Source organism: Dialister pneumosintes (assembly GCF_001717505.1).
GTDB lineage: Bacteria > Bacillota > Negativicutes > Veillonellales > Dialisteraceae > Allisonella > Allisonella pneumosinta.
In genome coordinates, this window is record NZ_CP017037.1 from 581097 (window position 1) to 600009 (window position 18913).

Annotated in this window: 17 protein-coding genes; all 17 read right to left on the reverse strand. The window is 33.3% G+C overall.

Annotated elements, in window-relative coordinates:
- Positions 1 to 59: 59 nt before the first annotated feature.
- On the reverse strand, positions 60 to 809 hold the full coding sequence (locus BCB69_RS02900; protein WP_022514132.1) for an amino acid ABC transporter ATP-binding protein: 750 nt from the start codon (positions 807 to 809) through the stop codon (positions 60 to 62).
- Positions 809 to 1447, reverse strand: coding sequence for an amino acid ABC transporter permease (locus BCB69_RS02905; protein WP_069176965.1), 639 nt, complete (start codon positions 1445 to 1447; stop codon positions 809 to 811). The genes BCB69_RS02900 and BCB69_RS02905 overlap by 1 nt, the downstream gene beginning before the upstream one ends.
- Positions 1448 to 1682: 235 nt before the next feature.
- The gene (gene gltX, locus BCB69_RS02910; RefSeq protein WP_069176966.1) at positions 1683 to 3134 is read right to left on the reverse strand and encodes a glutamate--tRNA ligase; all 1452 of its coding nucleotides are present in this window, start codon (positions 3132 to 3134) and stop codon (positions 1683 to 1685) included.
- A gap of 3 nt (positions 3135 to 3137) precedes the next feature.
- Complete coding sequence (gene ispD / locus BCB69_RS02915) at positions 3138 to 4301, reverse strand: 2-C-methyl-D-erythritol 4-phosphate cytidylyltransferase (protein ID WP_022514135.1); 1164 nt, start codon at positions 4299 to 4301, stop codon at positions 3138 to 3140.
- Entirely contained in the window at positions 4298 to 5404 is a 1107-nt protein-coding gene (locus tag BCB69_RS02920) for a PIN/TRAM domain-containing protein (RefSeq protein ID WP_022514136.1), read from the reverse strand. The genes ispD and BCB69_RS02920 overlap by 4 nt, the downstream gene beginning before the upstream one ends.
- A gap of 121 nt (positions 5405 to 5525) precedes the next feature.
- Positions 5526 to 6932, reverse strand: coding sequence for a DNA repair protein RadA (gene radA / locus BCB69_RS02925; protein WP_069176967.1), 1407 nt, complete (start codon positions 6930 to 6932; stop codon positions 5526 to 5528).
- Positions 6933 to 7013: 81 nt separating this feature from the next.
- Positions 7014 to 9416 carry an ATP-dependent Clp protease ATP-binding subunit gene (locus tag BCB69_RS02930; RefSeq protein WP_022514137.1) on the reverse strand — a complete coding sequence of 801 codons (2403 nt, stop codon included), beginning with the start codon at positions 9414 to 9416 and terminating at the stop codon, positions 7014 to 7016.
- A 33-nt stretch (positions 9417 to 9449) separates the two neighbouring features.
- Positions 9450 to 10481 carry a hypothetical protein gene (locus tag BCB69_RS02935; RefSeq protein ID WP_069176968.1) on the reverse strand — a complete coding sequence of 344 codons (1032 nt, stop codon included), beginning with the start codon at positions 10479 to 10481 and terminating at the stop codon, positions 9450 to 9452.
- Positions 10482 to 10485: 4 nt separating this feature from the next.
- Complete coding sequence (locus BCB69_RS02940) at positions 10486 to 11001, reverse strand: UvrB/UvrC motif-containing protein (protein WP_069176969.1); 516 nt, start codon at positions 10999 to 11001, stop codon at positions 10486 to 10488.
- Between the two features lies 1 nt (position 11002).
- Positions 11003 to 11506, reverse strand: coding sequence for a CtsR family transcriptional regulator (locus BCB69_RS02945; protein ID WP_069176970.1), 504 nt, complete (start codon positions 11504 to 11506; stop codon positions 11003 to 11005).
- A 167-nt stretch (positions 11507 to 11673) separates the two neighbouring features.
- Complete coding sequence (locus tag BCB69_RS02950; RefSeq protein ID WP_069176971.1) at positions 11674 to 12126, reverse strand: regulatory protein RecX; 453 nt, start codon at positions 12124 to 12126, stop codon at positions 11674 to 11676.
- Positions 12113 to 13168, reverse strand: a complete 1056-nt coding sequence (recA, locus tag BCB69_RS02955) for a recombinase RecA (RefSeq protein WP_022514141.1) — start codon at positions 13166 to 13168, stop codon at positions 12113 to 12115. The genes BCB69_RS02950 and recA overlap by 14 nt, the downstream gene beginning before the upstream one ends.
- 4 nt (positions 13169 to 13172) lie before the next feature.
- Entirely contained in the window at positions 13173 to 13688 is a 516-nt protein-coding gene (locus tag BCB69_RS02960; protein WP_083989995.1) for a CinA family protein, read from the reverse strand.
- Positions 13689 to 13699: 11 nt separating this feature from the next.
- The gene (rimO, locus tag BCB69_RS02965) at positions 13700 to 15046 is read right to left on the reverse strand and encodes a 30S ribosomal protein S12 methylthiotransferase RimO (protein WP_069176973.1); all 1347 of its coding nucleotides are present in this window, start codon (positions 15044 to 15046) and stop codon (positions 13700 to 13702) included.
- A 4-nt stretch (positions 15047 to 15050) separates the two neighbouring features.
- Positions 15051 to 16088: an ABC transporter substrate-binding protein gene (locus BCB69_RS02970; RefSeq protein ID WP_069176974.1), complete on the reverse strand. Its 1038-nt coding sequence runs from the start codon at positions 16086 to 16088 to the stop codon at positions 15051 to 15053.
- A gap of 32 nt (positions 16089 to 16120) precedes the next feature.
- Positions 16121 to 16549: a helix-turn-helix domain-containing protein gene (locus tag BCB69_RS02975; protein ID WP_022514145.1), complete on the reverse strand. Its 429-nt coding sequence runs from the start codon at positions 16547 to 16549 to the stop codon at positions 16121 to 16123.
- 18 nt (positions 16550 to 16567) lie between these two features.
- Entirely contained in the window at positions 16568 to 18895 is a 2328-nt protein-coding gene (locus BCB69_RS02980; protein WP_083989996.1) for an FtsK/SpoIIIE family DNA translocase, read from the reverse strand.
- Positions 18896 to 18913: the final 18 nt, after the last annotated feature.

Consider the following 18913-nt stretch of genomic DNA (forward strand, 5'->3'; position numbering starts at 1 on the left):
TGCGCTTAAATGGAGTATACCATTTAAGCGCAGAATGTGTTAATTATATTCATTATTAATTATAAAACTTTTGATAAGAAATTCTTTGTTCTCTCTTCTTTAGCATGATTAAAAATGGCTTCAGGTATTCCTTCTTCAAGAATAGAACCTTGATCGACAAAAAGAACTCTTGTGCCTACTTCTCTTGCAAATCCCATTTCATGAGTAACTACTACCATTGTCATGCCTTCAAGTGCAACTTCTTTCATAATATCCAGTACATCATGTACCATTTCCGGATCCAAAGCCGATGTAGGTTCATCAAATAAGAGCGCTTTAGGTTTCATAGCTAAAGCACGTGCAATAGCTACACGTTGTTGCTGTCCTCCGGAAAGTTGAGACGGCATAGAGGTGGCTTTATCTTTTAGTCCTACTTTATCTAATAACGCAATACCACGTTCATATGCTTCATCTCTACTCATTTTTCTAATTTTCATAGGTGCCAACATGATATTATTAATAACCGACATATGTGGAAATAAGTTAAAGCGTTGAAATACCATACCTACTTCAACACGCACTTTATTTAAATTTTCTTCACTATTTAAGGGAATGTTATCAAAAGTAATTGTTCCTTTAGTCGGCATTTCTAATCCATTAATACAACGTAATAAAGTACTTTTACCGGAACCGGAAGGTCCAATAATAACAGCCACTTCTTTAGGTTTTACTTTAAGTGTTACATCCTTTAATACTTCTGTCTTTTGGAATGATTTACTTATATGGTCTACATTAATTAAATAGGGAGTATTATTATTTATTGTTTCCATTATTTTCCCTCCATATAAGATATAAATCTTGCAATAACCAATGTCATGATTAAATATAAGACAGCAACCGTCATCCAAATTTCAAAAGATGCATATGTTTGGGCTATAACCAACTGTCCACGTCTCGTAAGCTCTTCAAAACCAATAACCGAAACCAATGATGAATCTTTAAGCATAGTGATAAATTCATTACCTAGCGGAGGAAGGATATTGCGAAAAGCTTGTGGAAGAAGAATATAATACATCGTCTGCCACCAAGTAAGCCCTAAAGAACGCCCTGCTTCCATTTGTCCAATATCAATAGATTGTATGCCTGCCCTAAAAATTTCAGAAACATAGGCGCCACTATTAATACCACAAGCAGTAACAGCAGCAACAAACGGATTAATATGCATACCTAAAACTACAGGTAAAGCAAAATAAATTAAAAAAATCTGAATCAGCAATGGAGTACCTCTAATTCCGTCTGCATATATAGTCGCTGTAATTCTAAGCAATCTAACTCTAGAAATTCTAGCTATTCCCGTAAATAGTCCAATAAAAAAGCCTATACCAACGCTAAGCATAGTAATTTCTATCGTTATGAGTGCCCCTTGCAAAAGGAAAGGCAAAGATTTTTCAATTAATTCCAAATCCATGTATACGTCTCCAAATCATTTTTAATGTATATATAACAACTTGTATCGTTAATAATACAACCCAAATGATTCTCTGTCAATGATATTTATTTAATTAATAACTGTAAAAATCATATTTTTGTAGTTATTTTTATTAAATCATATTTTTTGAGTATTTATACAATTTCATAAATTTATAAAACAAAATAAAGGAACAGAATTATTTTCTGTTCCTTTATCTAAACAATAGATATTACTATATAAATCGTTGAAGTCTTCTTGTCGTTTCTTCACGACCTAAAAGCTCTATCATCGTATAAAGTCCCGGCCCATGAGTTTCTCCTGTTAATGCTATTCTAACAGGTTCAAAAGCAGCTTTTCCTTTTATACCGGTTTCTTTCATTACATCTTTAAAACATTTTTTTATGCTTTCTTCATCAAAAGATGATAAATTCATCAAACTGTCAGCATAAGCAGCAATAATTTTCTTACTTTCTTCTAAAGCCATTATGTCTTGTATATTAGCAGCTAAGCTTTCAGGAACATCTTCAAAAAACGGCTTCACATTTTCTATAACTTGTTGTCCATAATATAAGTGTTCACGAACATACCAAACTACTTTTTCAAGCCAAAGCCTACGCTGATCACTAATAGTTGTATCTACATATCCTGCTTGAACTAAAAATGGCATAACAAAATCAAAAAGTTCTGTTTGAGAAAGTTTTTTCATATATTGGAAATTAATCCAATTTAACTTTTCAATATCAAATACAGCATCATTAGAAGAAACTCTATCCATTGTAAATTGTGCAATAAGTTCTTTTCGTGTGAAAATTTCTTGTTCTCCCTTCGGTGCCCACCCCAAAAGAGATAAATAGTTTACCATTGCATCCGGCAAATAGCCCTTATCTCTATAAGCTTGAACAGAAGTCGCACCGTGACGCTTACTCATCTTTTTATGATCAGAACCTAAAATCAACGAAATGTGCCCAAAAGTAGGTATATCATATCCTAATGCTTCATAAATAGCGAGTTGTCTAGGGGTATTCGATAAGTGTTCTTCTGCTCGAATAACATGTGTAACTTTCATAAGTGCATCATCTACAACTACTGCAAAATTATATACCGGAATACCATCTGATTTCATGATAATAAAATCACCTACGCCGGCAGATTGAAATTCAACATGTCCACGAACCATATCATCAAATGCATACACTTTATCAGTAGGTACCATTAGACGAACTACCGGTTTTCTTCCCATCTGTTTATAAATATCGATCTGTTCCGGTGTTAAATGACGACAAGTTCCTTTATGTACAGGTGTCTTTCCTGCTGCTAATTGCTCTTGTCTTTCTTTTTCCAACTCTTCCGGTGAAAGATAACAATAATATGCTTTTCCTTCCTGAATAAGGCGTTCTACTTCTTTCTTATAAATATCCACTCTTTCCGTTTGACGATAAGGACCGGTCTCTCCGCCAACATCAATACCTTCATCCCAATCAAGCCCCAACCATTTCATTGCTTCTTTAATATTTTCCTCTGATTCTCGAGAAGAACGAGCTAAATCAGTGTCTTCAATACGTACAAGAAATGTTCCATTTGTATGCTTAGCTACTAACCAATTAAAAAGAGCAGAACGTGCTCCCCCAATATGAAACGGTCCTGTAGGACTTGGTGCAAAGCGAACTCTAATTTTTTCTGTCATTTTCTAATTCCTCCGATAAAGTAACGCATTGGCAATAACAGCAATGGCTTTCCCTGCTCCAATAGCATCCATTTTTTCTTTTGTAGTTGCTTTTATACCAATAGATTCTATATGTATACACATTACATCTGCAAGAACTTTTTTAATCTCTTCTATATGGGCTGCTAATTTTGGTTTTTGCGCAATAATTGTAGTATCAATATTTCCTATTTCATACCCGGCTTCTCTAATTTTCTGCATAACTTGTTCTAACAATTTTATACTGGATACATTTTTAAATTTAGAATCTGTATCCGGAAAAAAATGTCCAATATCAGGAAATCCTGCAGCACCTAAAAGTGCATCCATAATAGCATGTGTTAAAACATCTGCATCAGAATGTCCTAATAAGCCAAAAGTATCTGAAATTTTTACACCACCAAGAATTAACGGTCTTGCATCACACAACTGATGTATATCATACCCCTGACCAATCCGAAAATCAATTTTCTCGTTTTTTAAAGAAGTTTTCAATCTATCAATATCCTCCTTTACAGTGATTTTATAGTACTCTTCTCGTCCGATCATTGTTGTTACAGGAATACCTTGCTCTTCAAATAATGAAACATCATCTGTAAATAATTTTCTCTCCATAACTGAGTGGATAACGGTTCTAAATAAAGGTGCATAAAATCCTTGAGGTGTTTGTGCTCTAAACAATTGACTTCTATCAAGAGTTTCTTTTACAATTCCCCTTTCAGATATTTTTTTTATTGTATCTATGCAAGGAATTCCGACTACAATAGCAGGAGTCGATTCGCTTATTTTATTTAAAACCTTATCAATACATTTTCCATCTACAAGTGGCCTTGCACCATCATGAACAATAATCTTTTCTGTTTGTGGAGAAACAAGCTTAAGTCCATTATAAACCGATGCTTGACGTGTATTCCCACCTATCGCAATGTGAAATAGGATATTCGAATTAAAAGACCGGATAATTGATTCAAATTCCGGTCTTTCTCGCTCTTGTACAACTACGATAATTTCATTTAAAAGTTGACTAGTAAGTATATGTTGTAAAGAATGCCAAAAAATAGGTTTCCCTTGTACTTTGATTAGCATTTTATTAATTGCAGCACCAACACGTTGCCCTTTCCCTGCTGCTAAAAGTATCATGCTATTCATTGTTCAGAACTCTCCATTTCTGCAAAAATCATTCTTCCTGCTGAAGTTTGAAGAACCGATGCAATAACCACAGCTACATCCTTGCCTATAGAATCTCCACCATTTTCTACAACAATCATAGTGCCATCATCAAGATAGGCAACCCCTTGCCCATTTTCTTTCCCATGCTTGATTAATTGAACAAATAGTTTTTCACCAGGAATAACGACAGGTTTTAATGCACCCGCCAAATCATTAATGTTAAGTACTTGCACTTCTTGTAATTCTGCCACTTTATTTAAATTATAATCATTAGTAATAATTTGATAGCCTCTTTTTCTTGCAAGTCGAATTAATTTAGAGTCCACTTCTGTTATATCTTCAAAATCATCTGCAACAATAGTAAAATTATCTTTACGAATTTTACGCATCTTATTTAAAATATCTAACCCTCGCCTACCTCTATTTCTTTTAAGTAAATCAGATGAGTCTGCTATTTTTTGCAACTCTTCCAAAACAAATACAGGCACTATTATTTTACCTTCTAAAAAACCGGTTTCACGAATATCCGCTACGCGACCATCAATAATGACACTGGTATCCAATAACTTCCCCTTAGTAACATCATTATCAGCTATTGCTTTATCAGTGTTTCCCGGTCGCAATCGAATCCAATCTGATATTTCCCCTTGCTTAATAATAGACATATGCATGCCTACATACCCTAATAATATACTAAGTACTATAGAAATGTAGGGGCCAATATAAGGAATATTCTCAAAAGCCGCTCCTACTAAATTAGCAATAATTAAACCGATAAAAAGCCCAACAGTACCAAGTAAAAGGTTTTGAATAGATATTTCGGATAAAGATTTTTCAATATATGCAGTTAATAAGAAAATAAAACGATTTAAATACGGAGCTACTAAAACTCCTGCTACGGCGCCAACCATACCACTCAAAATCATCATTCCTAAAGATAACGCACTAATTCCCCACACGGTTTCTGTTAGTAAGGTTTTAGGAATATATGCAGTCATTAATTGAGCCGGTTGTGCTCCTGCTACAATGCCTAAGATGGCAAATAGCAAGATAAAAATCATATTTAATATTTTTTCCGGCATACGCTAATCTCCATATAACTTTTATTTTGATTATTGAATATATATATATATTCAATATATAAAGTATATTATCACACCCATAATTTTCTTGCTATACATAGAGCAATAAATTATCGGTATTTTATTTACTTCGCAATCCTTCCATTAATTGAACTACTTCTGAAAGTTTATCAACAAAAATAGTTTTTATGAGATGATTTTTAGAATGTGTGAAAAAATTCTCTATCTCCATTTTATTGCCTAGTGGACAAATAAAAGTAGTATTCCCCATCTTGATTGCTTCTTTAATCCTTGTAGTGATATGAGATACAGGTAAAATTTCACCGGTAAGACTTATTTCTCCCAATGCAATAATATGAGAAGGAATAGATATATCCCATTGAGAAGAAACAATAGCCATTGCAGTTGCTAAATCAGCAGCTGTTTCTTGTACTCTAAATCCACTTGCCACATTCACATATACATCTTTAGTAGAAAATGGTAGTTTTGTCCGTTTTTCCAATACTGCCAACAATACAATCATACGATTATAGTCATATCCTACACTAATACGTCGAGGAATATTTAAAACAGAGTGTACTGATAATGCTTGTATTTCTACCATAATCGCACGCTGTCCTTCCATGCAAGGTGTTATAACACTTCCTGCAACCGGTTCTTCTTTTTTTCTTACAAGATACTCTGATGGATTAGTAATCTCTCTAAGACCTTTTTCTTCCATAACCAAAAGTCCGGTTTCAGCAGTAGATCCAAACCTATTTTTTACGGTTCTTAAAACACGAAATTGATAGCTCCGATCTCCTTCTAAATACAATACTACATCCACCATATGTTCTAACATACGAGGTCCTGCTAAGTTTCCCTCTTTAGTTACATGTCCTACAATAAGAAAAGTAATATTATGAGTTTTAGCTAATTGATTCAATATAGCAGTCACTGCTTTAATTTGATTCGGACTTCCCATAGGAGAATCATTATTTACACTATAAACGGTTTGAATGGAATCAATAACTACAAATTTAGGTTTAATTTTACTTATTATCTCAATAACAGTTTCTAAATTATTTTCTGATAAAACAAAATAAGGCTGCATATCTACACATAATCGTTCTGCCCGAATTTTAAGTTGTTGTTCCGACTCTTCCCCACTACAATACAAAACAACTATATTTTGTAAAGCTAATGCATTACATATTTGAAGTATTAATGTAGATTTCCCAATTCCCGGTTCTCCCCCAAAAAGAATAACTGAGCCCGGTACAATCCCTCCTCCCAAAGTTCTATCAATTTCTGTTATTTGTGTAGGAAATCTTTTTTCTCCTGCCACTTCAATATCTGATAATTTAACTGCCTTTTTGACTTTGGTTCCAGTAGATAATAAAACAGAGGCAGGATACTCGCTTTTAGAAGCTTTTATTTCTTCCATTGTATTCCACTCTCCACAAAGAGGACAGCGTCCTAACCATTGTAGAGATTCCGCACCGCACTCATTACACATAAATTTCACCATCTGTTTTTTTGCACACATAGATAACTCCTTATAATTGATATACAAAGTAAAAGGGCACGAATCTTCTCGTACCCTTTATTATACCTTATATATTTTTAACTATTCGGCAGTAAAAACAAGTTTTTCTTCTTTTTCATCAATATGAAGAACCTTTTTCCCTTGTAAAGTACCTTCTAGGATTAGTTCTGAAACAGCATCCTCTATTTCACGTTGAATAACTCGTTTTAAAGGCCTTGCACCATACTCAAAATCAGAACCTTTCTTCATAAGGTACTCTAATGCTTTGTCTGAAATATCAATAGTGATATTCATATTATCCATTTTTTTCTGAACAGCATTCATCATAAGTTTTACAATATGACGTAAATGTTCTTCAGATAGTGGATGGAATACAATAATTTCATCAATACGATTAATAAATTCAGGACGGAATGTTCGCTTTACTTCTTGTAAAATTTTGTCTTTTGCTGATTCAAAAGAATTATCATTTTGTATCTTTGTTTCTGCAATAAAACCAAGTTTCTTATTCTGATTTCTAAGAAGTTGAGCACCCAAATTACTCGTCATAATAATAACCGTATTTGTAAAATCAACAGTACGTCCCTGTCCATCAGTCAAACGTCCGTCATCAAGAACTTGCAGTAGAATATTGAAAAAGTCAATATGTGCTTTTTCTACTTCATCAAATAAAATTACAGAATAAGGGTTCCTACGCACAGCATCTGTCAATTGTCCTCCTTCATCATAACCTACATATCCGGGAGGTGCACCAATTAAGCGAGATACTTCATGTTTCTCCATAAATTCAGACATATCAAATCTAATTAAAGACTTTTCACTACCAAACATACACATAGCTAAAGCTTTAGCTAATTCTGTTTTACCTACCCCCGTAGACCCAAGAAACATAAAAGATCCAATCGGACGATGAATATCTTTCATACCGGCTCTAGCACGGCGAATAGCTTTAGCAACTGCTCCAACAGCATCTTCTTGCCCGATAACCCTCTTGTGAATTTCCTCTTCCAAATGAAGAAGTCGTTCAGAGTCACTTTTTGTAAGATTTTGAAGTGGAATACCTGTCCATTTAGCAACTACTTGTGCAATATCTTCTTCTGTGACAGTAAGATTATCTTGTGAAGAACCTTTCCACTCTTTCTTCAATAATTCAATCTCCTCCGATAGTTTATGAGCTTGGTCCCGATAAACAGCTGCTTTTTCAAAATCTTGTGCTGATACTGCTGCTTCTTTTTCTTTTTGAATAGATAGTAATTCATCCTCTTTCTTTTTTAACCCTTCCGGAGCAGAAGATGCTTCCATCCTAATTTTAGCAGCGGCTTCATCAATAACATCAATTGCTTTATCCGGTTGAAATCTATCTGTTATATAACGCGAAGATAATTTCACGGATAAGTCCAGTGCTTCATCACTAATTTTCACTTTATGAAATGCTTCATATTTATCCCTAAGTCCTTTTAAAATTTCCATGGTTTCTTGAGGAGTCGGCTCCCCTACTTTAACAGGTTGAAAACGACGTTCTAATGCTGCATCTTTCTCTATATATTTCTTATATTCAGCTAAGGTAGTAGCACCTATGCAACGTAACTCGCCCCTTGCTAAAGCAGGCTTCATAATATTTGCTGCATCCATAGTACCTTCACCGGCGCCCGCACCGACTAAAGTATGTAGTTCATCAATAAATAAGATCCACTCCGGATGTTTTTTTACTTCATCAATTACTTTCTTTAAACGCTCTTCAAACTCCCCTCTATATTTAGTCCCTGCTACCATTGTAGACATTTGAAGAGAAATAACATTACAATTTTTTAATATTTCCGGCACATCATTTTCAATTATTCGTTGTGCCAATCCTTCAGCAATAGCTGTTTTACCTACCCCAGGTTCTCCGATAAGTACAGGATTATTTTTATTACGTCTGGATAGTATTTGAATAACACGATTAATTTCATCTTGTCGTCCAATAACCGGATCTATTTTTCCTTCTTTGGCACGTTGATTAAGATTAATAGCATAATCAGCAAGTGCACCTAAGTCATTGTCATTGCTTGCTCTTCCATTTTCTGTCATAAACTTTTCAAAAGCCTTTTGCAATTTATCTTCTGTAACACCAAAAGAGGAAAGAATACTCATCGTTAAACTATCCCCTTCATGTAAAATAGCAAGTAAAACATGTTCTGTCCCCACATAATTACTTCTCATTTTATTTGCTTCAATCAATGACATTTCCAATACATGTTTTGTTCGCGGAGATATATATAATTCATGGCTGAATATACCAAAAGCCTTCCTATCTAATTGTTGTTCAATCTTATCGACGGTAATCCCCAAAGATTGTAAAATTTTACCTCCTACAGTATCTTTCTGATGTGCAATTCCCATCAAAAGATGTTCAATTCCAACATATTGGCTCCCTAGTTTTTGTGCCTGTGAAATAGCATATTTCCAAGCATTTTTTACTCCGTCAGTATTTCTTTGATTCATATAAATCCCTCCTTACTTTATCTGTTTTATACTTTATAAACTCATTTCCTTAATAACATCTCTAATAAGAACTGCACGCCATGTATTAATATCATTTTCACTCATTTCTTCTTTATGTATTTTTTTCTCTACATAAAAAGGTCCTGCCAGTCTAAGCAACTTATAGAATAATAATCTATCTTTTATAGGCAATATATTAAATCTCATCCCTATATAAAGCCAAGCAATACATTCTAAAGTTTCCTCATAATTAAGACTTCTTGCATAAGAAAATATCCCTAATGAACGCCATATTTTATCTTTAATCTGTTGTTGGTTGATATCATAAAAACTATTCCATGCTTTTTCCTCTATAAATTCTATATTTTTTTGTACTTCTTCCAATCGATTACAAAAAGTTTCTTCTTTAAGTCCCATAGAAAAGGAATTCTCTATAAAATAGAAATGATTTCGTAATTTGGATATTTTATAGCCACTACGTGCCAATTTACCGGATAAATTATCCATTTGGTTAACATTAGTAATTCCAGGTAAAAATACCGTTGCTCTAATCTCCATACCAGTTCCTGCTATTAATGGAGAAGCTGTTAAATACCCAAATTCATTATCAAATGCAAAAGATATTTTTTGTGCGAGCCACGTATCTAAGCGAGATAATTTATCCCATATTTGAGTAATATCCGCCTCAAAAGATATGCCCCATAAAGTAATATGTTCGATTCCATTCGTTAGTATAACTAATAATCTATCTTTAGATAAATATAACTTTTGCGATTCTCTATGTTCTATATTTGGAATATCAATCCCATATTCTCGTAAAGCTTGTATATCCCCATTTGTTAAGGTAGTTAATGGACATACAAGAAATGTATTATCATTTTCTTTATTCCATAAAGAAATACTTTCATCTACTAATTTATTGATTGTTCTTTGCTCTTGAATACTTACATTTTTATGGAATGGTATATCTTTTATATTTCTTGATAATTTAATAGTTGAGGAAACCACCGATTTCCATTCCGATGAAATCGGTGGCATTTCTGTAATCCATTCTATAAATGTCATCCTATTACTCCTTGCTCAAAACTTTTATCTTATCACGCAATATCGCTGCTTCTTCATATTTTTCTTCTGCAATACATTGTTTGAGTTGTTTTTCCAACTTATCTAATTCAGATAAACTTTCTGTGTTAACCTTTACTTCTTCCTCTACAGGTTTTTTACCTATGTGTATATGCGATTCGCCAATTTGCTGAAACAAATTGCGTAATTTATCTCTGAAATCAGAGTAACAAAACTGGCAACCTAATAGTCCATCAGACTTAAAATTTGCATAAGTAGTACCGCAAGATGAACATGCTAAACTTCCTGGAATGTAATCAGATTGGTTTCCCCATAAACGTTCAAATACGGTATCTTCATGGAAAAAATCATCAAAAGCATTTTGAAAAAACATATCTTTCATTCTAAAATTTTTTTCATGTGATCCACACATATTACATAAATGTTTTTCTCGTCTATAACCATTTACAATTTCAGTAATATGAATAGTAGCTTCTCTTTTTTTACAATTTTGACAAATCATATTAATTATCCCCTTTCAATATTTGATTTACATTCTGAATAAACGAAGATATTATCTGATGTTGTTCATTGGCTGTACAAGTTTTAAATATGGAATGCATCATGCATTGAATAAACTGATATTCTCTTTCTGTAATCATCCTGCAATTTTTTAATATCCTAAAATAAGAAACTACCTCTGATTCTATAGGAGCAACATAATTATGAGCTTTTATTTGATTATTTCTATTTTCAGAAAAAAAATCTTTCCGATTAACTTTGACAGGAAGTTTTTTTATTTGTGTTTGTGGTGATAAAGAAATTCGAATATAACCTCCATTTCCTCTCTTTGACTCTACTACATAGTTTTGATCTTCTGAAAAACGAGTATTCACCACATAAGTTACTTGTGAAGGTGCACAACCTAAATAATCTGCAATTTGATTTCGACTTAATGTAAGTGGTTCCAACTCTTGCTTATCAAGTAATTCAAGAATAATTTGTTCTATCTTATCGGATAATCTCATATATGCCTCCTTTCTTTTATCCTAATTATAACTCTCAAAAGTTTAAAAGTCAAAGTAAGTTATACTTTTAAACTTATTTTTGTATTTTATTCTATTTTAAAGCGTAATAAAGAATTGTTAGACTTTTAAGGACAAAAAATAAAAAAGAGTTAAAAATCAACTCTTTTTTATTTTGTAAACTTATTATCTTTTAGTTTTTCTAAAATTAAGTATATAACTGTAGTCCTAAACCCTCTCCTAGACAAGAAACCTGCCACTTTTCTTTTGGTTTTTATATCTACATTAGTTATATGTAGTTTAGTATTGATAACATTCTTAGCAAATTCCATTTCTTCTGAAACGGAAAGATGTAAATTAGAAGAAAGCCCTCTATACTTTAGCTTACTATGTATATATGAATCCCCATACACTTTACGTTGTTTTAATGAATAAAAGACTTCATCTCCTAATTGTTCATCATTTATATATCCGTAATATTTTAACTTTTTTATAGTTTCTTCAATCTCATCTTTTTCATATTCTTTTTGCTTAAGCTTATTCTCAATCTCATATTCAGATAAAGCTCTATATCCTAACAAATAAAGAGCTACATCAAATGGTTTCTTATTAAGTTTCTTCATCACGATTTGCAATAATTGTATCATCAAATTGTTCCGGTTCTACAACTAAAGTATCCCGAACAATTTTTTCTATTTCAGACATAACTTCCGGATGACTAATTAAATATTGTTTGGCATTTTCACGTCCCTGTCCAATACGTTCGCCATTATAAGAGTACCAAGCACCACTCTTCTTTATAATTTCCATATTAGATGCTATATCTAATAAAGTCCCTTCTGTAGAAATACCATGTCCATACATAATATCAAATTCAGCTACACGAAAAGGTGGTGCCACTTTATTTTTTACTACCTTAGCACGTGTTCTATTTCCTATAACTTCTGTACCATTTTTTATAGCTTCTCCACGTCTGATTTCAATACGCATAGAAGCATAAAATTTTAATGCCCGTCCACCTGTAGTAGTTTCCGGATTACCAAACATAATTCCGACTTTTTCTCGAATCTGGTTAATGAAAATAACAATAGTTCTTGACTTACTAATAATACCGGTTAACTTACGCAAAGCCTTACTCATTAGTCGAGCTTGCAAACCAACTGATTGATCACTGATATCTCCATCAATTTCTTGTTTAGGTACTAATGCAGCTACTGAATCAATAACAACCATATCTACAGCACCACTGCGTACTAAAGCTTCACAAATACTTAATGCCTGTTCTCCACTATCCGGCTGTGAGATTAACAAATCTTTAGTATCAACCCCCAACTTATGTGCATAAATAGGATCTAATGCATGCTCCGCATCAATAAATGCAGCTACACCGCCCATTTTCTGTGCTTCTGCAATAGCATGTAAAGCTAATGTAGTCTTTCCGGAAGATTCCGGTCCATAGATTTCTACTACACGCCCTCTAGGATAACCACCTACCCCTACAGCAATATCTACAGCTAATGACCCGGTAGGAATTACCTCGATGTTCATTTTACTACCTAAATCGCCTAATCTCATAATAGCTCCTGTACCAAATTCTTTTTCAATTTGATGCAAAGCACTATCTAACGCCCTTTGTCTTCCTGCATTATTATCAAGTTTAGCCATAACATTACCTCCTGAGATTAAATTCGTAAATATATTCCAACGTATGAATCATCGCTTTTAAAACCGATTTATTTCTAATAGAATCTCTGTCTCCTTCAAAATGTTCTTCATATACTTGTGTTCCTGATGGTTCACTGATAGCAATATACACTAATCCGGGTTCTTCTCCTCGTTCTCCTAATCCGGGACCTGCATATCCGGTAATAGCAATTGACAAATCACATTGATATATTTTTCTAACTCCAATAGCCATTTCAATAGCCACGAAAGAGCTTACTGCCGTATATCGATTTAAAGTCTCTTGTTTTACTTTTAAAACCTTATTCTTTATTTCGTTCCAATATGCTACTATACCACCTTTAAAATATACTGAACTCCCCGGCATATCTGTTAATATTTTAGCGAGAAGTCCTCCTGTACAAGATTCTGCCGTACACAGCAACAAATTTCTATTAACAATTTCTTCAATTAAAAGTTTACTCAAATCTTCTATATTTTTGTGACTAATGTTCATTTTCATATATTGATTATTTATTCACTATCCATAATTCGATTAGCAATCAAATCATATGCGTATCCATCTATAATTTGCACTTTGCAAAAATCTCCCGGTTTTAAGTCACCAGGATTTTCAATGTACACATTTCCATCAACTTCAGGGGCCTGAAAAGAAGTTCTTCCTTTTGCTACTATACCATCTCCATTATCCACTAATTCTTCTATCAAAGCTTCTGTTTCAAGACCAATAAGCTTTCGACTATTCTCTTCTGCAATTTTAGCTTGAATAGACATTAAACGATGATATCTATCTTCTTTTATATCTTCCTTAATTTGATCGTTCATTCTGGCAGCAGGAGTGCCCTCTTGTGGTGAATAAGTAAATGCCCCCATATCATCAAAAGATACTTCTTTTATAAACGCACAAAGTTCTTCAAAGTTTTCTTCTGTTTCTCCAGGAAATCCTACCATTAACGTAGTTCGCAATGTCATACGAGGTCTAGCTTCTCTAAGCTTTTTTAATAACTTCCGTATACTTTCTTTTGTATCTTTCCGATGCATTCTTTTTAAAACAGAGTCACTAATGTGTTGAAGTGGAATATCTACATATTTACAAATTTTTTCTTCTTTTATAATAAAAGAAAGTAGGTCGTCATCAAAATAAGTAGGATAAAGATAAAAAAGTCTAATCCACTTAATACTATCAATTTTGACTAACTCTCTTAAAAGTGCTGTCAACGTAGTTCCATCCTTTAAATCCCTCCCATAATAACTGAGATCTTGTGCAATGAGGTTAAATTCTTTAACACCTGTTGCCGCTAAACGTTTTACTTCATGTACTACAGACGAAATAGGACGGCTCCGCATTTGTCCTCTTACGTAGGGAATATAACAAAAAGTACATCCATTGCTACAGCCTTCGGCAATTTTTACATAAGCGGAATAATTAGGTGTTACTAATTTCCTTGGTAGTAGTTCTTCATGTTCACAAGGAATACGATCAAATCTGTTAATTTGTGAACCTACTTCATAAGCCCGTTCTACAGCTTCTAATATATGCTGCCAAGAATTAGTCCCAATTAATACATCTAATTCCGGAATTTCTGTAGCTAAATCTCCTTGAAACTGTTGTGATAAGCAACCGGCAGCTACTAGCATTTCACATTTTCCTGTTTTTTTATATTGTGCCGCTTCAAGAATAGTCTCTATTGATTCTTCCTTTGCTGTATCAATAAATGTGCAAGTATTAACAATAATAATATGAGCTTCGTTTAAATCCTTTGTTAATTGATATCCCCCCTTTTCCATAATGCCAAGCATCATTTCCGTATCAACAAGATTTTTAGAGCAACCTAAGCTTATAAATCCTACCTTTTTCATCTATTTACTCCGCCTTTTTTGCAAATCTAACTTCAGAAATCCATTCTTTCTTAAAAGCATCTCGTCCTTCTTTTACAAATACTTTTTTTAAATCCCAAAGATCTAAAAGACATCCTCTATCATCTTTTTCTTGCATAACATCATTAGTAAGCAAGTAATAAGTCCCTACTTCTCCCATAGTATTCTTTAAATCTTCAGATAACACCCAATCAACAAACTCTCCTGCCAGTTCAAAATTAGGAGCATCTTTATAAATTCCTATACCATAAAGATACCAAGGTTGCCCATCATCAGGATAAATAATTTGAACAGGGAACTGTTCTTTTTTTGCACGCATCGCTTCTGAATAATTAGATATGCCAACATCCGCTTTATTCATTGCAACCATACGCACAGGAGTTGATAGGTATTTACCATACTGAACAACATGCTTTCCTAATTGCAAGAGACGCATTAATGTTTCTTCATCACCAAAATGCTCCCCCATACAATACAATAAATTTTCTGATTCTCTAGAAGTTACGAAATCAGTCACAGAAATACGTATATCCATATTTTGTATAACGCTATCCCATGTATACAAAATATCAAAATTTTCTTTATAAAAAGTAGGATTAACAATAAATATAATAGGGTCTATCCACACACCGGTCCATAAACCATTTTCTGCCCTATATGGATAAAGTACAGTATCTGTTTGCTCCGAAATAAAAGGATGTAATTGCTGTTTTGTACTCAATTGTTGTAATACTTCTTGAGAAGAAATAACAATATCTGCTTGTTGAGCTGTACGTAAAGAGGCATCAAGTATTTGATTCTCTGTAAGAGGTATAACATCTACTGTAATTCCTGTTTTCATTTCAAAAAGCTTTGCTACAGCATGAATCAATTCAAGTGACATATCTGTATACACATATAATGTTTTTGTAGATTGTGCAACACTTTGTCTCTGAATATCTTGTTTTTTAGCTTTATAATATACGCTCCCTAAAATTGCTATTGAAACAATCAAGAAAAAAACTACAGAAATAAAACGTTTCATATTTTTACCTCTTTTTATTATGAAAGGAATTTTTAGCTATAGAAAAAACGAATCCACCATATAATAGCAAGAATTCCTAATGCACCGATAATTGCTTTCTCAACTTTAGACATTCTACCTTCACGTTTATTTGTTTTTCTAGTTACGACTTCTATACTTTTTCTTAAAGTTTTTTGTCTCTCTTTTGAAAAAGTAGTCGCAAAAGGAATACGAATTTTTTCAGCCGATGTTTCTTCATTATAATATTGAATAAGCATATCCGGATCTAAACAAACAGCTTGCGCATAATTCCGAATAAATCCTTTAACATAAACAGGATCTCTAATACGATCATATTGAGAAACTTCTATTGCAATGATATACGCTTCATTTATAAAAGTTTTTTCTGCAATATCTCTCGTATTCAACCCTAATTGTACTCGCTGTTTCCTTAATATTTCTCCAACAGTTTCTCTAGTCATATATTTACTACCTCACTGCTAATCGCCCTTTAATATTTGTTCTGCTTGTTCCTTACTAACTAATATATCTCGAGGTTTAGCACCATTAGCAGTTCCTACAATTCCCAATTCTTCCATAGTATCCATTAACCGCCCGGCTCTAGTATATCCAATACGAAAACGTCTTTGCAGCATAGAAACAGACGCTCGACCGGTACTCAATACCCAGTCTACAGCCTCTGATAATAATTCATCTTGTTGTTCTTCGCCTACTACTTTAGTTGCTTCTTCTGGTGCTGTAAAAACTATTGGTTCTTGACTCTTAATCATTTCTGCAACAACCTTTTGATTTTCCACAAAATTTGTTACGGCTTCTACTTCTTCATCAGATACAAATGCACCTTGAATACGTATAGGATTAATAACTCCAATAGGAGCAAATAGCATATCACCTTTACCTAAAAGATGCTCTGCTCCCGACTTGTCCAAAATAGTACGAGAATCAATTTGTGACGAAACTGCAAAAGAAATACGACTTGGAATATTCGCTTTAATAAGACCTGTAATAACATCCACTGAAGGACGTTGTGTTGCAAGTATTAAATGAATTCCGGCAGCTCTAGCTTTTTGCGCCAATCTACAAATAGCTTGCTCAACGCTGTCTGCTGCAACCATCATTAAATCTGCCAATTCATCTATAACAATTAATAAAAATGACATTTTATCTTCTGTATGTAAACGATTATATCCACGAATATCTCTTACGCCAGATTGAGAAAACAACTTATATCTATTTTCCATCTCTTTAACTGCCCACTGTAAAGCACCTGCTGATTTTTTAGGTTCTGTTACAACAGGAGATCTAAGATGAGGGATTTTATTATATATAGATAATTCAACCACCTTAGGATCTATTAAAATCATTTTTACTTTCTCAGGTGAATATTTATATAAAATACTCATAATAATGGTATTAATACAAACACTCTTACCACTTCCGGTGGAGCCAGCAATCAAAAGATGCGGCATTTTAGCTAAATCTGCTACTATAGTTTTCCCTGCTATATCTTTTCCTAATGCAACATTGATATTCCCTCGTGCTTCAATAAATTCTTGACTTTCTAACACATCACGAAGTACCACTACACTGTTTTTCCCATTAGGAACTTCAATTCCCACTGCTGATTTTCCGGGAATGGGCGCTTCTATACGTACATGTGTTGCTGCTAACTGAAGTGCAATATCATCTGATAAGTTCTCTATCTTCTTAACTTTCACTCCGGGAGCAGGTTCCAGTTCAAAACGAGTAACAGTTGGACCTACGCTAGTATTTATAACTTTAGCAGCCACTCCGAAATTATGAAGTGTATCTTCTAAAATTTTCTTTTTATCAGAAGCTTCTTTAGCTAAGCTATAACTTTGTTTTACTCCAGGTTGTAATAACGTAAGTGGCGGATATTGATAAGAATTTAACTCTTCTATCGCATTTATGGGATTTCCTTCTACTTGAAGGCTGGATATCATTAAATCTTCAGAATTTTTAACATTTGTATCATCTATTTCTACAAATACACTGGGTAACTCTATATTTTCAACTTCTGAATGAGACATACAATCGAATTTTTCATTATCTTGTGACAAGTCTTCTGAATTATTATGAGATTCTTCATAATAATCCGATTCTTTAACAGGTTCAGCATTTAAAGAAAGTTTATCTTGCTTTTTCTTAAATATAAAATCTCTCATAGAGTATGTAGATTTACTTTTTTTGGTTAATCGATGTCTTTCTTCATATTCTATTTTCTTCGCTTTTATTGCTTCTCCTACTTTAGCTACTTTTTGTGTAGTTTTTTTCCCTACATAAATAACCCCACTGGATAATGACCACTTGGTAAAAAAAACTATTGTAATTAAAACAGCTACGAAAAGTACTATCCAAGTACCAATTTCTCCAAATAAAAACCGTAATCCCCAAACAGCAATGCCCCCTAATGCACCGCCATAAGAAATTAACATCTCAAAATTTAATTCATTTCCAAAAGATGTAAACCATGCATGTATAGCTGCTATCAACAGCCAATACAAAATGATTCCAATAAAAAACTTTAAAGAGTATTTAAATTTTTCTCGCAAAGCAATATAACGTATTCCAACAAAGATAAAAACAATAGCCGGGATACCGGCACTTTTCCCAAACAAAAAAGAAAATAGATTAAAAATACACTCCCCTATAAATCCAATATTTTGCCCTGCAATACTAAGAACAGCCAATGTACCTATCACAACAAGGAGAAGTCCAATGATTTCATAGTGCTGCAATCCTTTTTTATTTTTATTCCTTTTATTAGAAACAGTACGTTTTCTCATGTATTCTCTCCTCCTTTG